General features: G+C 42.9%; 17 protein-coding genes. All 17 read right to left on the reverse strand.

Translation table 11 applies throughout. The features are described 5' to 3' along the window. Positions 1–215: 215 nt before the first annotated feature. Positions 216–1694: a helix-turn-helix domain-containing protein gene (locus tag IGI92_RS11410; protein ID WP_061054420.1), complete on the reverse strand. Its 1479-nt coding sequence runs from the start codon at positions 1692–1694 to the stop codon at positions 216–218. A gap of 568 nt (positions 1695–2262) precedes the next feature. Next, positions 2263–3573 (reverse strand): NCS2 family permease, encoded by a 1311-nt coding sequence (locus IGI92_RS11415; RefSeq protein ID WP_016621395.1) that lies wholly within the window; start codon positions 3571–3573, stop codon positions 2263–2265. Positions 3574–3734: 161 nt separating this feature from the next. Further along, positions 3735–4334 carry an NUDIX hydrolase N-terminal domain-containing protein gene (locus tag IGI92_RS11420; RefSeq protein ID WP_008379067.1) on the reverse strand — a complete coding sequence of 200 codons (600 nt, stop codon included), beginning with the start codon at positions 4332–4334 and terminating at the stop codon, positions 3735–3737. Positions 4335–4540: 206 nt separating this feature from the next. Continuing rightward, positions 4541–5161, reverse strand: a complete 621-nt coding sequence (locus IGI92_RS11425) for a zeta toxin family protein (RefSeq protein ID WP_194188416.1) — start codon at positions 5159–5161, stop codon at positions 4541–4543. Beyond that, positions 5162–6028: a class II fructose-bisphosphate aldolase gene (locus IGI92_RS11430; RefSeq protein WP_430607092.1), complete on the reverse strand. Its 867-nt coding sequence runs from the start codon at positions 6026–6028 to the stop codon at positions 5162–5164. A gap of 22 nt (positions 6029–6050) precedes the next feature. Beyond that, positions 6051–6443: a tetratricopeptide repeat protein gene (locus tag IGI92_RS11435; protein ID WP_430607095.1), complete on the reverse strand. Its 393-nt coding sequence runs from the start codon at positions 6441–6443 to the stop codon at positions 6051–6053. A gap of 18 nt (positions 6444–6461) precedes the next feature. After that, on the reverse strand, positions 6462–7751 hold the full coding sequence (locus IGI92_RS11440; protein WP_430607096.1) for a PTS sugar transporter subunit IIC: 1290 nt from the start codon (positions 7749–7751) through the stop codon (positions 6462–6464). Positions 7752–7782: 31 nt separating this feature from the next. Further along, on the reverse strand, positions 7783–8085 hold the full coding sequence (locus IGI92_RS11445; protein ID WP_015509266.1) for a PTS sugar transporter subunit IIB: 303 nt from the start codon (positions 8083–8085) through the stop codon (positions 7783–7785). Positions 8086–8109: 24 nt separating this feature from the next. Then, positions 8110–10179 (reverse strand): BglG family transcription antiterminator, encoded by a 2070-nt coding sequence (locus tag IGI92_RS11450; RefSeq protein ID WP_430607099.1) that lies wholly within the window; start codon positions 10177–10179, stop codon positions 8110–8112. A 237-nt stretch (positions 10180–10416) separates the two neighbouring features. Continuing rightward, positions 10417–11466 carry an FUSC family protein gene (locus IGI92_RS11455; RefSeq protein WP_005234658.1) on the reverse strand — a complete coding sequence of 350 codons (1050 nt, stop codon included), beginning with the start codon at positions 11464–11466 and terminating at the stop codon, positions 10417–10419. Between the two features lie 646 nt (positions 11467–12112). Continuing rightward, complete coding sequence (locus IGI92_RS11460; RefSeq protein ID WP_430607100.1) at positions 12113–12817, reverse strand: deoxynucleoside kinase; 705 nt, start codon at positions 12815–12817, stop codon at positions 12113–12115. Positions 12818–12833: 16 nt separating this feature from the next. Further along, positions 12834–13274 (reverse strand): nucleoside 2-deoxyribosyltransferase, encoded by a 441-nt coding sequence (locus IGI92_RS11465; protein ID WP_016621407.1) that lies wholly within the window; start codon positions 13272–13274, stop codon positions 12834–12836. Then, entirely contained in the window at positions 13271–13849 is a 579-nt protein-coding gene (locus IGI92_RS11470) for an LOG family protein (protein ID WP_430607102.1), read from the reverse strand. Before IGI92_RS11470 ends, IGI92_RS11465 begins: the two co-directional genes overlap by 4 nt. A gap of 323 nt (positions 13850–14172) precedes the next feature. Beyond that, on the reverse strand, positions 14173–14580 hold the full coding sequence (locus IGI92_RS11475; protein ID WP_008379091.1) for a helix-turn-helix domain-containing protein: 408 nt from the start codon (positions 14578–14580) through the stop codon (positions 14173–14175). Between the two features lie 246 nt (positions 14581–14826). After that, a complete protein-coding gene (locus tag IGI92_RS11480; RefSeq protein WP_430607103.1) occupies positions 14827–16050 on the reverse strand; it encodes an amidohydrolase family protein in 1224 nt (407 codons plus the stop codon). Between the two features lie 16 nt (positions 16051–16066). Next, positions 16067–17428 (reverse strand): hypothetical protein, encoded by a 1362-nt coding sequence (locus IGI92_RS11485; RefSeq protein ID WP_005225442.1) that lies wholly within the window; start codon positions 17426–17428, stop codon positions 16067–16069. Between the two features lie 349 nt (positions 17429–17777). Further along, positions 17778–18701 (reverse strand): peptide-methionine (S)-S-oxide reductase MsrA, encoded by a 924-nt coding sequence (gene msrA, locus IGI92_RS11490; RefSeq protein WP_430607104.1) that lies wholly within the window; start codon positions 18699–18701, stop codon positions 17778–17780. Positions 18702–18735: the final 34 nt, after the last annotated feature.

Genomic DNA, 18735 nt, shown 5'->3' on the forward strand with positions numbered 1-18735 from the left:
TTCAATTTCTCAAATCATGATCATTTATTATTCAGGCAGTCACCTTCGAATCCGCATAGTCATAAAAGGAAACTAAGTTCTAAAGAAGAGTATATAAGGTTGCTTTTGAATACAAAAATCGTATTTTTCACCCTGGGGGGAAATACAGCATAAAAAAGCCTATTCAAAAGGCTTTCCCTGCTTTCGAATAGACTAAAAATATGTTTATTATTTAATTATTTTATAAGTTCGAACATTTGAGGTTCGACTGTTCTGAATAATAGTTCCCAGTCCTGTTTATCAGGTACTGTTTTTAATAGTAACCAGTTGGTACTTAGATTATACTCTGATAGATATTCACTATAATTCGTGACAACTAGATCAATATCTTCTTGATTCAAAAAATCTTCCGTCAAAGCAGGAATCGTAATGAAAAAGATTTGATGCCGATCACCAAAATATTGAAAAACTCGAGATTTTATCATTTGACAAACATATAGATCGCCCTCTAATAAAAAAACAATTTTCTTCCTTTTGTATAACCATTGTTCCCGCAGTCTTTCTGATAGCAATGTTAAGCTAGTCGCCATATCTTCCAAAAAGTCTTCTGTTAGATCTAATTTAAATAGAAAGGAGCGCAGAAAATGGCGATTTTTCATGTATGATTCTTTACATTCAAACTTGGTTTTTTCTATAATCTCAGACATTATTTTATTTTGGACCGGAGAAATCAAGTGATTGATATATCTCGAAAGGAAAAAAGCGTCGAAAACCCAAAATAGTTCGGTTGTGTGTAATTCTGGAAAGTAGTTTTTTAGATAATTTTCCGTTAGATCAGTTAAAGAATCATTTAATTGTAACAGTTCACAAAATAGTTTATCTTGATCGACTCGATCAAAAGGACGCTTGGCAATAGTAGCTAAATATAACCAACAAAGCTCGTTTACTCCTAATTCAACTTGATAGTTCTTTTGAATTCTTTGCTGGATCAAAAGTAGATTATTGGAGTCCTTGCTATTCATTACATTTTTATAAAGCTTTGATGGTACTTTGATTGTTTTTCCTTGTCGTACTCGCTCAATAGCAATATATAGACTGTAATAAAATTCAATCGGCGAAGTACCTGTTCCAACTGATGCTTCAGTTAACTTCGATAAAAAAGTCTGATAGATTAATCCATGAATCTCTTTAGGAGGAACCAACGTGTGAGGGGTCATTTCTCCTTCATAATAAAAGTCTTTGAAAAATTTTCGGATGTTTGCTTCATCACCTTTTAAATCAATTGGAGTAAGTGATAGTTTTAAGCCGTATTCTTTAAGAACCGGCTCAATTCGTCTCAAATAGCGTCGAAAAGACGTTTCAGAAAGGTGAAAACGGTCAATCAATTCCGCTACATCCTCTAGTTCACCATAGAAAATATTCCCTAACAATTCAAACAGAATTTCATTTTGCAATAGCTTTTCTTTTTGTTCAATAAATCGTAGGGAATTCTTTTTTTCGAAAAGATAGCCATTATTGGTTGAAACAATTTTAGCACTATCAGAAAAATATTCTTTTAACTTGTTTATATCAGTTAAAATCGTCCGTTCAGAAACTTCATTTAGTTTAGCTAATTGGCCTTTGGTCGCTATTTGAGTGCGTTCAAAAAGGTTTAGTATCCGAAACCAACGAACAGTTGTCGGGTCAGCAATAAACTTCAGTTGTAAGTTTTTCATCTACACACCTCCAATTCAAATCAAAATCACTATACCTATCTTAACATTGTATATTCATTTAATCATACCTTATTTGATCTATGATATTTGAAAAAATAAGCTAAAAATATCCATTTCCTATAAACTATTTCTATTTAATGATAATTTAAAAATAATTAAAGTGAAGCCAAACAGTATATTAAACAGCTACCACAATTTTAACAAGATATTATAATGAAATAGATCAGTTGAAGAAATTGTAAAAAATAAGAATGGAAAACTGAAACAACATCTCTCAGGATATTTTATATTTCACCTTAAAGCTAAATATGGTGAAAAATTATAAGTTGAAAATCAAATCACTTTTTTATTGAGAGGTAGCGTTCTTCTCAATAGTAGTTAGAACACAACTCTGACTATTTCTGATTGAATAGAAAATCCTCAATCATACGTACTATCATATAGACATTTTAAAAATCAATGTTCACATCTATTTTCCAGTTATTCCAAATAAAAAAACAGCCAAGCCTCAAGCTTGACTGTTTTTTCATTTCATATAGGAATACAATTCCTACTCTTAAATTGTCCCTCACACATTCAAAATCCACATAAACCCAAGAAAGACAAAGAACAAGCCGTACATGATCGGTGAGACTTCTTTGCCGCGTTTGGCTGCTAACATGGTGATTGGGTAAAAGATGAAGCCCAACGCGATCCCATCGGAGATGCTGTAGGTCAACGGCATGCCTAATAGAATCAAGAAGGCTGGGATTGCGATTTCCATTTCGTGCCATTTGATCTCTCGCAGCGATTGCGCCATCAATACACCTACGACGATCAGTGCTGGTGCCGTCACTTGAGAAGTGACAACGGATAGCAATGGTGAAAAGAACAAGCCGAACAAGAAGAAAATTCCAGTCGTCACAGCAGTCAAGCCAGAACGACCGCCCACGGCGATCCCAGCGGAAGATTCCACATACGCCCCTACTGGTGAGGTCCCTAATAAAGAACCGGCGAGCATGGCGGTGGAGTCAGAAGCAAGTGCTTTGCCGACCCGCGGCATTTTGTTGTCTTTCATGAAGCCTGCTTGGTTGGCAAGCCCCACCAAGGTGCCTGCGGTATCAAAGAAAGTGACGAGTAAGAAAGTCAGTACTACGACCCACATTTGCAGGGAGTTGATGTCTCCTACATGGTTTAGCGCCACTAAGAATGTGGAAGAAATACTTGGTGCAGCAGAAACGATACTGGATGGTGCTTGGATCAAGCCAGTCAAAAGACCTAAAACAGTTGTTGCGGCCATCCCGATAAAAATTCCACCAGGAACTCTGCGAACCATCAAGACGGCAGTGATCACTAGACCAAAAATCGTCAGCCACGTCGTACCGACACTCAATGAGCCTAGTGCCACAAGGGTCGAATCGTCGGAAACGATGATCCCGCCTTCGCTCAGTCCCAAAAAGGCGATGAACAGACCGATCCCGCCAGAGATGGCGTATTTTAAATCAGCAGGGATCGCATCAATGATCAGCTCCCTTAATTTGAAGATCGTGATCACGATGAAAATCAGTGATGCCACAAACACACCCGCTAATGCTGTTTGCCATGGAACCCCCATTCCAATACAAACTGAATAAGAAAAGAAGGCGTTGATCCCTAATGCGGGTGCCGTAGCGATCGGGTATTTTGCTAAAACCCCCATCAAGATACAGCCCAATGCACTGGCTAGCGCCGTTGCTGTAAAGACGGCACCTTCGTCCATCCCAGATGCCCCAAGGACCGTTGGATTGACGAATAGAATATAGGCCATTGAGATAAAGGTGGTAAAACCAGCTAAGATTTCTCGTTTAACCGTTGTTTGTAAGACATCCAGCCCAAAAAAGGAATTGATTTGATTCTTCATTTTTACTCCTCCAGCAATCAAGCAAAGGTGTCGCCATTGCTTGATTTTTTTATAATGAAAACGACGAAATCAATCATAAACCAACTTTATCTGCAAGTAAATATTATCCGGTTAAAAAAACCAATAAAACGCTTTTTCCAACATCTTACCCTTAGTTGTTTCTAATCAACGTGTAACGACTTCTCATTCACCAATTGCTCCAGCTGTTCCTTGGTGGTGCGCTTGATGGAAAGCTTTGGCAACTCGTTCAACGCAAAGTAATCGCTGTTGGAGGTTTCACTGTTTTTGATAAAGTCCCCTGCCAGAACCTCACATTCAAAGACCAACTTATAGTATTGAAACACTTGCGGAATGTCTTGTCTTAGATTCGTATCAAAAATTGCTCGCAGCTCCTTCACCTCTACTAGCAAACCGGTTTCTTCCAGCACTTCTTTTTTGATGTTTTCCCGAGGCGTCAAGCCAATCTCTGCATAGCCACCCGGCAGTGACCATTCTTTCGTCAGGCTGTCTTCCACTAGCAAGATTTTTTCGTCTTTTTGGATCAATGCTCGTACGTCGACTTTAGGTGTAGGATACCCCTCATTTTTTTCTGTTAAAAGGGTCAACGCAGCTGCGTCTTGATCCACGACGGTACTCATCAAATGCAATGCCAACTCTTTGATTTCTTGGTATCGTTCCTTATCGTACACATCTTTGCCATAGTACAAACCTGCTTCAGCGATCGATAACAGGCGTTTGTATTGCGCAAAATAATCTTTCATCCATTCCCCGCCTTTTCCATTTCTCTGTTATGCTTCTTATTCTAGAGGAAATCGGCGGTTTTGCAAAAGAAAGTCTTCTGAGACATAAGAAACAATCCGTCTTGCTGTGACAGCTAAACTTCCCCAAAAGCTGAGTCATGAGAAATAGCTCATAAAAAAAAGCAGTTGGCATGTACCTAGAACAGGTATAACACCCACTGCTTTGCTTATTTACTTAGCTCAATTGCGATTCTCTCGATCAACGGACGATAATCCACTTGCTTGTAATCTTCCACATTGACTTCGATAAGCTCCCCTAACTGAAAGTCATCGTAACGGCGATCGGTGATGATTTGCCGAAACGCTTCTTTGGTTATATGGTTGGTTGCAGCTTGTCTATCTTCCAGCACATCCCCGTAATGGTATCGTTCCATGATAAAACTCAAATGACGGTCATCCGCTCGATCACGTATGAAACGTCTTTCCCATAAGGTTTCAAACGAGGCAGTCAAACGTATGGTCAAGCAGTCGTAGCCATAACTTTGAGCGAGAAAAGTCAGCAAGGGCTTCTGCTTTTCACTAAAGGGGTATTCCGAGACCACCAAGCGTTTTCCTAGAGACATATACAAGCCCAATGACTGATAGTAAAAAGGCCAAACATACTGCTTTTCGATCTGGGCTTTTTCTGCCAATGAATCAAAGCCAAGGGATTCGGCATAGCACTCTTTGATTTCATCTGGCGTAAGAGCGAAAAGATCGGGAAAACGTGCCTTCAGCAGATTCAGTAAATAACTTTTTCCAGTCCCAGGGCTGCCTGCCAATAAAACAAGCATCTTTTTGCGTACCATCTATTTGCCGATCGCAGTCGGCGCTTTCGTATTCATGAAAAGGCCGATCTTGTGCTTGACGATTTCTTTGATGGCTTCATTGGATGGGATCACGTTGTGGCGCAATGATTTGTTGACTTCCGTTGCCCCAAAATTTTCTTTCGCAATCTTCGTCCAATTGACCAACAATTCAGTACCTACATTAAACTTGCGAATGCCGTTATTGATCAATTCAGGATAATCTTCTTCTTTGACGCCAGTTCCTCCATGAATGACTAGCGGCACGTCGACGACTGCATGGATCTTCTTCAATAACGCAACATTCACTTCGGTTTTGGAGCGGAATTGGCCGTGATTGGTTCCGATAGCGATGGCTAGCGCATCGACGCCAGTAGCAGCGACAAATTCTACTGCATCTTCTGGGCATGTGAAGACTTTATCGTCTTCTTCCACATGAATGCCTTCTTCTGTGCCGCCGATCGTTCCTAGTTCTCCTTCGACGGACACCCCATGGGCATGGGCGTATTCTACGACTGCGCGCGTTTTCAAAATATTCTCTTTGAAGGGCAAATGCGAACCATCATACATCACCGAGCTATAGCCGCTATCAATCGCCGCTTTGATCTCATCGAAATCTCTGGCATGGTCCAAATGCAAGACAGCGTCCACCAGCTCGTGATCGGCAATCGTTTTGACGACATTGACCAAGACATCATAGCCGATGTATTTCGCCGTATCGATACTTGTTTGAATGATGATAGGTGCCCCCATCTCTTTGGCTGCCCGCAGCATGCTTGGCAGCATTTCTAAATTATGGGTATTAAAAGCCCCCACTGTAAAATTCAATGCTTCTGCTGTTTTCGTTACTTCTTTTAATGTTGTATACATCCTTGATTCCACCTCGTCTAGTTTAATTGCCGCTGATCGTAAGTTGTTTGGCGATTTGCCGCATTTCTTCCATTTTATCCATGTAATAGTCGATCTTTGCATCATCGCCATTTCGTGCGGCGGCGGCACGCTGAGCATTGTAAAGGGACATCAGTTTTTTGTAGCCGTCCCCGATCGATTTCTTCGCCTGCAAACTTTTTTCCAATGCGTCGATCGCTTCTTCTGTGCGAGAAAGTTTTGCCTGGGCTAAGCCTAACGCTTCATACAATTTTGCCTGTTCGTCGATGTCGGTTTCTGCTTGCAACTGACTTTCTAAAGTTTTAATAAGCGCTTCTTCCTCTTGGCTTTCTTCAGCGGTCAAAGTAACCGCTGGTGTTTCTGTGGGCTTTTTTTCTTTTTTGAAAAAAGAGAACATGCGTCTTCCTCCTAGCGATTAAAAGTTTTTCAACAATGGACTGATGATCCAAGCATATAGCAGGGCTGCCGTGACGGTATCCACATCAGTTGCCGTAGCGTTAACAAAGCCCATTTGATTGAAGATCGTCACAAGTAGTGCTGGCAGTAACGTAATGAAGAAACCGTGGAAGATCCCTCCGATGATCGCCCCTCGACGTCCACCGACCGCATTGCCGAAGATCCCAGCGGTACCGCCGGCAAAGAAGTTCGTCAGCATCCCCGGCAAGATCATCGCCAAGCCAAAGACTGGTAAAACGAACATGGCGATGACTGTCCCAATCGTTGTAGTAATGAAGCCTAAAATAACTGCATTTGGGCTATATGGGAAGAACACTGGGCAATCGAGTGCTGGTTTTGCATCAGGCACCAATTTCATGGCGATCCCACGAAACGCAGGGACGATCTCGCCTAAGAGCAACCGAACGCCTGCTAACAAAACATAGACCCCAACCACGAATTGAATGGCTTGTAAGAAGGCATACATGATGTAATTTTGATCACCAGAGAGCGTAGAAGCAAAGGTTTCTCCAGCAAACAAGACCGTCACGATATACAGTGGAACCATCACGACCATGACAGAAAGATAGGTATCTTGTAAAAATTCAAAAGAACGTGGCAGTTTGATGTCTTCGATCGATTTTTTCTTCTCGCCTCTTTCTCCAAACAGATAGGCAACGCCTGCTTCAAAGAGGTAACCGATCGTACAGAAATGTCCGAGAGCAATGTCGTCTGCCCCAGTGACTTTGCGGATGATGGGCTGAGCCATCGCTGGCATCGCTACGGCAAAGATCGCCCCAATCAACCCACCGACAAGAATCAAGACAACGCCCCGTAAACCAGCGAAATAGCCAAAGACCGTCGTCATGGTCGCCATCCATAAAATGGCTTGACCCGTCAAGAAAATATATTTCCATTTTGTAAAGCGTGCCAATAAAATATTAAAAACAAAGATGGCTAAAAATGTCAGCGCTATGTCCCGACCCAAGCCCAACTCATTCATCGCTTGCCCGTTGATGGCTTCGATGGAAGGGATTATGCCTTGCATGTCGAATCCTTCTGTGAAAATCTCGCCGAAATAGGTCAAACTACCGACGATGATGCTAGAACCAGCGCTTAAAACCTGGAAGCCCAATAGCGTCTTCAAACTTCCTGAAATGACTTGACCTGCTGACTTTTTCTGAAGCAACAGCCCTAACATCGCGATCAAAGCGATCGTGATCGATGCCTGCGTTAAAATATTATCAATGATAAAATTGATGATGCCCATTTTTTCAAACTCCCTTCGTCATGCCTCTTCCTTACAGTGCGCCTTTTTCCGTTAATACTGGGATGATTTTTTCTTCGATTTCTGGTTTTGAAACGATGTTGCGTAAATAAATGATTGCGGTTGTCGGGTCCAAAGCAAACTTTTCAAATTGCGTCCGAAAATTCTCTGCCGTAATGATGATGTCTGGTTTCATTGATACTGCTGATGAGATATCGACATGATCCAATTTCGCCTCCACTCCTAATTTCGTTAAGACATCTTCTGTTGACATCTGAGCCGCAAAGCTGCTGCCAAGACCTGCACCGCATACGAATAAGATCGATAATTTGTTCATGATTTTTTCCCCTTTTCTTGTTTTTTATGAAAATAGCAATGATTGAAAAGCTTCAATCGTGGAACAAGCCAGCAACTGCGTGACTTTTTCTTCATCATTGATCAGTTCGATCAATTCCTTCATGATGGCAAGATGAGAGTAGGAGTCCACCGCAGCCAAGCAAAAAATGATTTTGACAGGGTCCATTTCTGGGTTCCCAAATGCGACTGGCGGCGCCAAGGTGAGGACACTCACACCCAACTGCTGGGCGCCATCTTCTGGTCGTGCATGCGCCAGCGCCAAATGTTTGCCGATGACGATATAAGGACCGTATTCCTCCACCGCCGCAACCATTGCCTCGATATAGCGTTTTTCGATGATCTGTTCTTTTACTAGCGGCTGCGCAGAGCGTTCAATGGCTTCTTCCCAATTTTGAACAGGAACGTTTAATTGAATGTGATTAGCGGATAAAACATCTTTTAACATTGGCTGAATCTCCCTTGCATTAATGGCTAATTGATTTTGTTCAAACAAGTGTGTCAATTTGCGATAGGCGGCAGCATCGACTGTCCCGCCGCTTTCTTCAATCACTGTAAGCAACTGATTGAAGAACAGCGTGGCATTTTTTTGGTCAAAGGCGATCCGCTTGAATTGTTCATTGTTGTTTAAGAAACGGCGGATCACTTGGTGATTTTCTTCATTGATGATCGGTGGGATCAGTAATACCGGCTTTTCTCGATAATCGATCTCATAGGTTGAAAAAACCAGATCCACATCGAATTTCGTAATCAAATTGACTTCTTGTGAATTCAAGACTGCCGCGACTTCTACTTCTGGAAACTTCTCCTTGAGGCTGGCTGCCAGCAGATTGCCGGTTGCCATTCCATGGTTACAGACGACGACCGCCTTATAGCTCGTAATGATTTCGTGGTTCAATGAACTTAGGGCTGTAGAAAAATGGATCACGAGAAATGTCAGTTCATCTTCTGATAGTGGTTGATCGACGATCTCTTCGATCGTGGGGGCGAAGCCCTTGACGGCTTGGTAGATTTGTCCATAATTTTTGCGAACAGTCTCTTTGATCGGATTGGGTACTTGAATGCCGCTCTTGGCTCGAACGATCAGCGCTGCCATATGTTTATACAATCCCTCTAACAGCTCTTCTTCCTTTTTACTAAAAGGGATCTTGGTTTGGCATTCCACAAATTGGATCAGCTGCAGCGACAAAAGTTGCGCATGCGCCCATTCGATGGAATTGGACAAATCTTTAAAATTCAGTGATTCGATGATGAAAGAAAGATAGTTGACTTCGATTTCTGGTGGCTCGATCGAAAAGGTTTCAGCGATCGCCTGGATATAGGCTGACCCTTGGAGAGGATTGCTGGAAGTAGACCAATTCATGCGTGTGATAAATTCCTTCATTCTGATGCGCATCAGCCAAATGGCGGTAAACAATAAGATTTGGCTGCTATACAACTCATTTTGATTTGGCGGCAACACTGCTTGCATCACTTGTTGGATCTGTTTGATTTCTTTTTGCGGCAAATAGCGATAAAGCAATTTCGTAAAGACTAAATCTGGGGTCTGTTTATCAAGTGGCAGCCTACCGATCCGCTGATTGATGATGTCAAAAATCATCGTCCGAATCGCTCGTTCCGATCCATTCAACCGCAGTCCTTTTTTTCCTAGACTAATGATCTCAATGCCATATTTATTGATGTCCGCCCGCAAACGGCGCATGTCTTCATCCATGCTGCTTTTCGATATCTGGTACGCTTCTTCTTTTTTATTCAACACCAGGATCTCTTTTGAAAATGTCAGATGCAGTAGCAGATCAAAACTCCGCTCTTCACGGGTCATATATTCCGACTGTTGTGCCTGTAATGCCTGCCAAACAATGGCTTGCTGCTTCGAGGTCAGTTTCAAAAGGATGCCCTTTCCTCGAAGGGTTTGGATCGGTCCGATGTGTAAGTCAGCAAGAAACGTGTTGATCTCATTCAAATCATTGCGGATCGTCCGCCCACTGGCTGCGGTCTCTTCTGCCAGTTGCTCGATGGATAGTGGATAATCAGTCACTAACAGGCGATGCAAAACATCTACGATTCGTTTTTTCACAACTTTCTCTCCTTCTCTGATTTGAGTATATGATTTCGCTTACAACAAAAAAAGTAGATGTTTCTGCCACTTTAGTTTGCAAAAATGTAAACGCTTCTATTCCAAAACAGGAACCTTTGCTCGATTATTTCATATTTCCCTTATTTTTCCTATCCGATGGAGAAAACGTTTAGATAGAGGATCAAAGGCAAAAAAAAAGCAAGAGCTGCTGCTCTTGCTTATCGATGATGGTGCATTCTATTGTGTTTGATCCGTCGTGTCTTCTGGTTTGTTTCCCAGTGCTTGCTCCATTTGCTTTACTGCCCAATCCATTAGAAAGATCAACAGCATTGCCAGCACGCTGCCGATCAATGCCCCTGAAAAACGCAATGGGATCAATTTCAGCGGCGTAAAACTAGTACCGATGGTCATTAACAGCAGGACTTGCGGGTTGGTAAAAAAATTAGCAACGGTATAATTGACTGGCATAAAAAACTCCGTCAATATGTTTAGAATGATCAATACCACTGCGATCGCTTCAAGGGGCATATGCAAGGACATCAATAAGAAACCCAGCAGCAGCCCCACGATTCCTCCCAGTACCCTACCAATCGTGCGATTTTTGATTTTTTCCATATGTTCTCCTGCCAAGACGGCAGCAGCAGAAATCAAGATCCAATAGCCGTTGCTGTCCCGCAACAGATAGGCAATGTAGGTCGCAATGAACAATATCAAAGAAAAGTGCAGCGCCTTGATGACCATTTCTGGTTGCTGAGATAATGCTAGCGAATATTTCTCGTGCAAGCTCAGTTGTTGAAAGGCCGTTTTTTCTTCTTTCAACGGCAGCTGTTCAGCCAACGAAATCACCAGTCCAGCAAGCAGTGAGCCTGCGATGCCATAAAGTAAATAGGAACTGTGGTGCAAGATCTCTCCAAGGTGCGCTGCGTGAAAATTAAAGCCGGTGGCATAAAGCATCAACACGAAGAAATAATCCGGCTTGGGGATCCGCATCACTTTTGACAACAAAAACGCGGAAAACGATAAAGCACCGATAATAAAAGGCGCGCTCCAAGGAATCAGTGCTGTCCCAGCGCCTAAAATAAAGGCCAGCAGCAACGCCGCCCCGTGGGTCAAAATGGCGCGCAGATTATAAAAAAGGGACCGATGTTGAAAAGCTAAGTATGAAAAAGCCCCCATCGCCCCCACAGAACTTATCAAAGGGTCCTGAACAAGGATCCCTATAAACAAAGGAACCGCCATCGCAAACCCTGATCCTAACGGACGCAAGACTTTTCGTTTGTCTTTCATGCAATTCCTCCTATCAAAAAAATATGTACGATGATACAGCGTTTTATAAACAACGTCCTAAACTAGTATACGAAGCAAAAGATGAATATGCAAATTTTTTTCAGAAACTTTGTGAGATCCTCGCAACGATGCCCCTTGATCAAATCAAACGCTCACACTAAACAGCCCTTACCAATAAAAAAAGAGAAGCATTCGCTTGGCAATAGACTACAAGCGAATCTCTCTACTTTTCGGCAAAATATTCTTCAATGAAGTGCTGGTGATTGTATCAACTATTAGTATTTCGCAGCATTCACCCGTTTGAATAACACTTGATGCACTCAATCAGCTAGTAACTCACCCTAGTGACCACATGGACAGACTCTTGACACACCAACACGAGTCATTGCCTTTGCTGCTGGTGTCTGGCGCGAATATGTCTCTCAATAGATAATTGAAACACTAAAGCACCGAAAACGGCGTCCTCGGTGCTGACCAATTTCCTTTTGTTTACTGCAAACGCCATTGAATAATTGGTTTGACAACAAGGATTGCTCTTTAATCCTGTAAAATCGCCGTTTTCAAGCACTTCGATTAATCATAAAAAAGCTGACAGGGATGACTGCTTTTCAACCAACTGGCAAGAATCATCGGTTGCTTCTCTGCTTTAATTTTTCATGGAAAAATCACCTTTTGCGATGGCTTTGTCCGTACAATAGTGGCCTTTGCCATGGGTCTGACGGACTTCTGCCAATTTTTCTTGGATCATCTCGAGGATCACCATGAGGTTGTCTTCATTGGCAACAAAGTCCAATTGATCCCCATCAATTTGCATTTTCGGACAAACGTCAAAGTTTTCATACCATTCATCGTATCGCTGATTCAATTCTTTGTAATAGTCGTACAATGTCGGATCATTGGCAATTTGTTCATAGGAACGACCACGTTTATTGATCCGTTCGATCATCGTATTCAAGGAAACCTTGATATGAACCATTAAATCTGGATGTTTCAACGGCGCCGATTCTTCCAATTCCCGCAGCATCGTATTCAACAGGTTATCGTATTGTTCGACCTCCATCGGTGCGATTCGACCTAGATCCGCATTTAGATGAAACATCAAACTGTCCTCATAGATGGAGCGATCAATGACATTGTCATCATTCGACAAAGCTTCCCGCATCCCTAAAAAACTTTTGTTTAAGAAAAAAATCTGCAATAAAAAGGCGTATCGTTCTGGATTGGAATAAAACAATGGCAGAACATCGTTGTCCTCCACGTTTTCATAAAAAGGCTTCGACGCCATTTCCTTCGATAAAAAATCAGTCAAACTGCTTTTTCCTGCCCCGATCGTACCTGCGATTAATAACACATTCATCCATCCTTTATTAAATATAGTCACCGACAAATGCTCGGTGCGCCATCTCTTCAAAATCATACGCTCTTAGTGCCGTCAAATCAGTCAAATACGCTTGTACCGACTCCGTCAACATCAGATTGACCGCCGCGGCTTTTTCCTGAAAAGCGATCACTGGTTTATTTAGTACGTGTGCTGCGCCGATTTCAAAGGCTGTTCCCGGATCAGTGATTCCTTCATGGTAATCCAAAACGGCAACGACGACGTCGGCTCGTGTCAATTCCAGCACGTCTTTTTCAAAAATTTCTCTCGCCCATTCCGGTGTATTGGGTTCAGATGAACCTTCTTGATACAGGCGCGGCGAATAGACCGCCAAAGGCTGTGGGTTTTCAGCTAAACTGCGTTCTACCTGTTTGAGTCGTGCGACTTGTTCGTTTGAAAAAAACGGTCCAGCTAAATAGACATGCTTCATCCTGCCAAGCACTCCTTTCCTGACCCCTTCGCCGCCAATCGTTGGATCAACGACTCAACGTCAGATAGGAAAAAGAGCGTTTCCGGCAGTTCAGCCCAAGCAAAGCTGGAAGCTTCAAACATTTTTAGCAGTGGCTTCAGTCCATCCTTCAAGACTTCGTTCATCAACACACCGATTGGCTTGACTGGCAATTTCCCAAGAGTCATAAAAGAGCATATTGATGACAACTCCTCTAGTGTACCAAATCCACCAGGTAATACAAGGTAGGCATCGCTCATTTCCAGCAATTGTTGTGTTTGTTCCTCCCTCGTATCCGTATAGAACTCGGTGTATGTGCTTGATCCAGTGACGATTGGCGGCAAATCTTCTGCAAAGGAACCTGATGGATAGATCCCCGTCACTGCGCCTTCTTTTTCAAAGACCCCATTAACGATCTCCCTCATCAAGCCAGCCAAAGGGGCGCAATAAATCAACTCGATGTGATTTTTTGCTAAGGCATTGCCGATGGCACGAGCGGTCTTTGCCAACTTTTCCTCATTTTCTAAACGAGTACCGCAAAATACAGTTACTCTCAAAAACAACAGCTCCTTCTTCACTACACCTGCTATTTTACACAATCTATTAAAAAAGTAAATACTACATATTGTGCTTTATTCAGATAAAAATCGATCTATTCACTATATATTGTATATATCCGTTTACATCTTTTCGCTTTCCCTTAAACGTTACAAACTTTGAAAATAGCAGATAAGAAAAAACAAAATCAGCTTCCATCGATTGCCTCAGTCCTCTTTCATCCCACATAAAAAAACACGATGCAGGTAGGCTCGTGTTTTTTTATCCATCACTTTTTTTCTCTTGTCCAAGCAAAATTTAGCAAAAAACTGTATAAAAAAAATTATTTTTCTTCAGTAGCTGCTTTCAGTTTTTCCAAATCCTCTTGCTCGACAAAAAAGGTCACTTCTCCTGTTTCTAAATCGACGGATGCTTTGACTTCAACCCCTCGTGGGAAAAACTTGCTGGCATCGGTCTCGATTTTCAAACGCATCGTTCCATCTTTCAATCCAGCACCATAGGTCATCGTACGAAAGTTCTTTTTCATTCCTGCTCGCTCCTTTTTTAATAGCTCATCGACACTGCACCCATAAAGGGTACTCAGTTTTAATAAATTCAAACTGTCTGGGACCGTCTTGCCGGTTTCCCAATTTGAGATCGATGTGCGGGTCACTAAAATTTTTGTTGCTACTTCTTCTTGGCTCATTTGTTGTGTGACTCGATGGTTCTTTAGTGCTTCCCCAATCGTCATCTTGGCCTCCTTCTTCTACCTTAACGCAGACCTGCTGTGATTGCTGCTCAAATCCATTGATATTACGGCATTGTCAAACAGTTTTGACAGGTTTTTCTTAAACGAACTCTCCGTGATAGCGGTTTTCTTTCTATCATAGATGAAAAAAGAACAAATGACTAGAAAATGATCTTGTTACTTCAACTATATTACGATAAAAAAAGTAGCACGAATAAATCGTACTACTTAAGAAAACATGACCTGTTGCTAACGGTGGATCGTCACTTCTTTTTTGACTTCCACGATGATGCGGCCATTTTTGATGACCACTAAACGTTCAGGAATATCGATCAGCACATCGGCTTTTCTCTGGGTATCTAAAAGAATCAAATCTGCGCGGTTGCCAACAGCAATCCCATAGTCTTTGATATTTAATGCTTTGGCGGTATTGGTCGTAATCATTGGCAAGACTGTCGGCAGGTCATCGGCGCCGCCTAAATGCGCCACTGGCACAGCCAACATAGCGATTTGAATCAAATCACCGTTGCCATATGGCGTAAAGGCGTTACGAATATTGTTGCTGCCTAAGCAAATATTCACACCGGCATCACGTAATTTGCGAATCGGCGTCACGGCACGACGAACGTTGTAGGCATCGTTTCTAGCACCTAAGTGTAAGTCGGTCGCAGGCAACGGCATCACATTGATTTGGGCTTTGACCATCAAATCGATAACTTCTGCCAGCTGATCCGGTTCCATGGCGTGCAGCGCAGTCAAATGTCCTACAGATACCCGACCTTGGTAGCCTTCTGCGATGGTTTTTTCACACAGGTAGACGATCGATGTATCGTCTGCTTCGTCAGCAAAATCCTGATGCAAGTCAATGTCTTTGTCAAATTGTTTGGCGATCTCAAAGATCAAGTCGATGTGTTCATTGGCTGGCGCATCATTGTAAGGAATGCCGCCCACGACATCGGCGCCTTTTTCCATCGCTTCAATCATCATTTTATCCGTTCCGGGTGCTTTAAAAATTCCTTCTTGCGGAAAGGCAACGACCTGAATGTCGATCAGGTCTCGGTATTCTTCTTTTAAGCGCATGATGGTGTCAAACCCAGTGAAGCCTTGCGCCGGATCAAATTCGGCATGGGTGCGAACAGCAGTCGTACCATGTACGATCAGCATTTCTAATGCACGTTTCGCTCGATCATAAATATCTTCTTCGGTAAAAGTCGGTTTGAGCTTTGCCGTAACTTGGATCGCTTCTTGTAATGTACCTGAATTATTAGGTTCACGATCGGCAATCAAGGCTTTGTCTAAGTGGATATGGCTTTCGATCAATCCGGGGATCACCACTTTGCCTTTCGCCTCAATCGTTTTTGCTGCTGATTCTTCAATGTTGGGTGCAACTGCGGTGATTTTTCCTCCTGAAATGGCAATGTCTACTAATTCTGCATCGTCTTCAAGACGTGCTTGCTTGATCAATAAATCCATGTTTTCCTCCTATCCATCAGCCAAACACTAAGCCGATGACTAATAATAATACGGCTGCTAAACTCAACCACTTCACGTTTCCTTTGACCACATCTAGAATCGGAATTTGGAAACCAGAAGATAAAGCTTGCATCGTAATGTTGACGAAACTCATTTGACTGCCGAGTCCAACCCCCATCGTTACAAAACCAAGAGCTAACACTGGGAAGCCTAATGAAACGGCAACTGGTAACACTAATGTTAATACGGAGCCAACATAGGCACCTGCGGGAATCCCAATCAAGACACCCGTCAAGATCGCCACGGGAACGACGATCGCTGCGGGGGCATTTTGTGCCGCACCAGCAATAACAGCAAATGTCCCAGTTTCAGCGATCACGTTGATGAAGGCTAAAAAGATCCCCACTTGGAACAAGCGGGTCAAAATATACGTGGATCCGTCCACCATCGCTTCCACCGATTGATTCATCGAAAAGTCGGTACAAACAAAAATCAACGCCAACGTGACCACCATATAAACTAGCGGCGTAAAAAGGACAAAGCCGATCAGGTCATTGATCAACGGGCCAAAGATGACCGCAAAAAGCAAGAAGATCGCAGGCAATGTCGTTTTGAATAACTCGCCATTGCTTTTGTTTTCGTACTCTTGGTTGGCAGATTCTTTGAAGCCCAGATGACGACGCTTGGTCCCGAAGAATGCCAATAAAATCGCCAAACCAACGAATAACAACCAAAATGGGCGCATTTGATCGACATAAGAAGCGACACTAAAGCCGCCTAGTTCAGACACGATACTAGATTCCAAAGAGGCAGGAGAAGTCGTAAAGGAGACCGCTGCTGCCAACGACATCGCTGCGATCAATTCGGGTACCACTCCAACTGCCGCAAATGCTAACGGTGCGATCACCATTGCACTCCCGCCGCCGATCCCAGACATATAAGTCGCTGCTGCCAATAAGATGACAATAAAACCAGCCACATATTCCACTTTTCCTTTGGTCCCCCTTTTGGCTAAGGTTAAGGCTGCCGTATAACTACCGGCTTTGAAGACCGCCATCGCTACAGCGGAATTGATGATTGGCACCGTAATACTTAACATCGTCGGAATAGCTTCCAACAGTTGCGAATTGGCTTCAGCTAAACTGATCCCGCCAATAATCATCGCCAATATCCCAGCAATCAAGCCAGCAATGATCATATCTACTTTTTTAAAGAGTAAAACCAGTACTAACACTAACGGAATCAGTACTAAAAATGCTTTGACTCCAGTTGGTGCAACGATCTCATTGATCGCTTCTGCCGCAAACACTGTTCTTTCTGAAAAGATAAAAAGAATGAGAGCCATAAACAGTGAGACGAACGTTCCCTTTTTTTTCATCACATTTCTCCTAACTTATATGAATCTTCATATAATAAATGTTGTGTTGCTATGGGGTGTTGCTGATTGATTTTTCCGCTGATTATTCTCTGGTGTTTCCCACCTTCTTTCCTCGAAGAAAGGAATCAAGCAAAAGACACCTGCTTTTTCGACCTTTTTCGCCACTTTTTCTTTCTCTATTATAATTCTTGTTGTTAACGCTTTCTTTGGACATTATTCTAAAATAAATCTACGTTTTTTATCCAATTGGCTAAAAGCGCAGAAAAAAGCGCGGCTTGTGGAGAAAAGAGCCTTCATTTGATTCTTTTCTCCTTTTCTCGGAGCCCCGCTTTTTTTAGTGATCTTCTGTTTATGATCGTTTTTTTCCTCGGTTTGTCCAGCGTTTCAACCGATAAAAAAGCATCAGTTGTTTGCGCGCTCGCTTGATCCGCTGGTAGCGCTTTGGCTGTTTCTTGTAAAATGCTTGATGGTAGTTTTCCGCTGGCCAAAACTGCGTGGCCTTGCGGATCTCAGTCACGATGGGTTGCTGATAATAACCAGATTGGGCTAGTTCCTTTTTGGCTCCTTGCGCAAACACTTCCTGTTCAGCAGTCGTATAGAAAATGATTGGGCGATAAAAATTGCCGCGATCTTGAAATTGTCCGAAAGCATCTGTCGGGTCTGTCACTTGCCAGTACAACTGCAACAAGTCCTGATAGGTGATGATTTTGGGATCAAAAACGATCTCTACCGCTTCAACATGCCCTGTTGTTCCGCTTAGTACTTGATCATACGTCGGATTCGGGACTGTTCCCCCGGTATACCCCGACAAGACGGAAAGAATGCCCGGCTGGTCTTCAAAAGGCTCTACCATACACCAAAAGCAGCCGCCAGCAAAAATAGCCACTTCTTGTGCTTTTCCACCTGTTTCGTTCGGCTCCACGGAAACTTCTGCTGGTTGGGCTTTGCTTGTTTCTTCATTTATGGCCTTTTTCGGTGCTGGATGGCTGATTGTTTGATAAAACTCGGCGACATTCGGGGTCAGATTGTTTCTCAGTGCCAAAGGACGCAACGACGCTTCTAGTTTTTCCAAAACCCGCCTGGTCTGTTGGTCTTCAAGACTATTTGACGATTCCTTTTCGTGTTTGCCCGCTTTTGGATTGGTCGCCAGCTGGGTTTCCAAGGTATTTTTTGCTTGCACCAGTTGTTCTCGTTCCCACTGTCTCGTGCCAGGATGCAAGATCAAATTATAGATTTCTGACAGCCACGCCATCGTTGTTTGCTTCATCACCATTGCCCCTTTGCCTCATGAAGGAGCGGCTCTCGCT

Origin of the sequence: Enterococcus sp. DIV2379 (genome assembly GCF_050542965.1) — a bacterium.
Classification (GTDB): Bacteria; Bacillota; Bacilli; order Lactobacillales; family Enterococcaceae; genus Enterococcus_D; species Enterococcus_D entomosocium.

Coding starts and splice junctions, on each gene's coding strand:
- IGI92_RS11410 (WP_061054420.1), bottom strand. CDS start 1,694: ATGAAAAACTTACAACTGAAGTTTATTGCTGACCCGACAACTGTTCGT.
- IGI92_RS11415 (WP_016621395.1), bottom strand. CDS start 3,573: ATGAAGAATCAAATCAATTCCTTTTTTGGGCTGGATGTCTTACAAACA.
- IGI92_RS11420 (WP_008379067.1), bottom strand. CDS start 4,334: ATGAAAGATTATTTTGCGCAATACAAACGCCTGTTATCGATCGCTGAA.
- IGI92_RS11425 (WP_194188416.1), bottom strand. CDS start 5,161: ATGGTACGCAAAAAGATGCTTGTTTTATTGGCAGGCAGCCCTGGGACT.
- IGI92_RS11430 (WP_430607092.1), bottom strand. CDS start 6,028: ATGTATACAACATTAAAAGAAGTAACGAAAACAGCAGAAGCATTGAAT.
- IGI92_RS11435 (WP_430607095.1), bottom strand. CDS start 6,443: ATGTTCTCTTTTTTCAAAAAAGAAAAAAAGCCCACAGAAACACCAGCG.
- IGI92_RS11440 (WP_430607096.1), bottom strand. CDS start 7,751: ATGGGCATCATCAATTTTATCATTGATAATATTTTAACGCAGGCATCG.
- IGI92_RS11445 (WP_015509266.1), bottom strand. CDS start 8,085: ATGAACAAATTATCGATCTTATTCGTATGCGGTGCAGGTCTTGGCAGC.
- IGI92_RS11455 (WP_005234658.1), bottom strand. CDS start 11,466: ATGAAAGACAAACGAAAAGTCTTGCGTCCGTTAGGATCAGGGTTTGCG.
- IGI92_RS11465 (WP_016621407.1), bottom strand. CDS start 13,274: ATGAAGCATGTCTATTTAGCTGGACCGTTTTTTTCAAACGAACAAGTC.
- IGI92_RS11475 (WP_008379091.1), bottom strand. CDS start 14,580: ATGACGATTGGGGAAGCACTAAAGAACCATCGAGTCACACAACAAATG.
- IGI92_RS11480 (WP_430607103.1), bottom strand. CDS start 16,050: ATGGATTTATTGATCAAGCAAGCACGTCTTGAAGACGATGCAGAATTA.
- IGI92_RS11485 (WP_005225442.1), bottom strand. CDS start 17,428: ATGAAAAAAAAGGGAACGTTCGTCTCACTGTTTATGGCTCTCATTCTT.
- msrA (WP_430607104.1), bottom strand. CDS start 18,701: ATGGTGATGAAGCAAACAACGATGGCGTGGCTGTCAGAAATCTATAAT.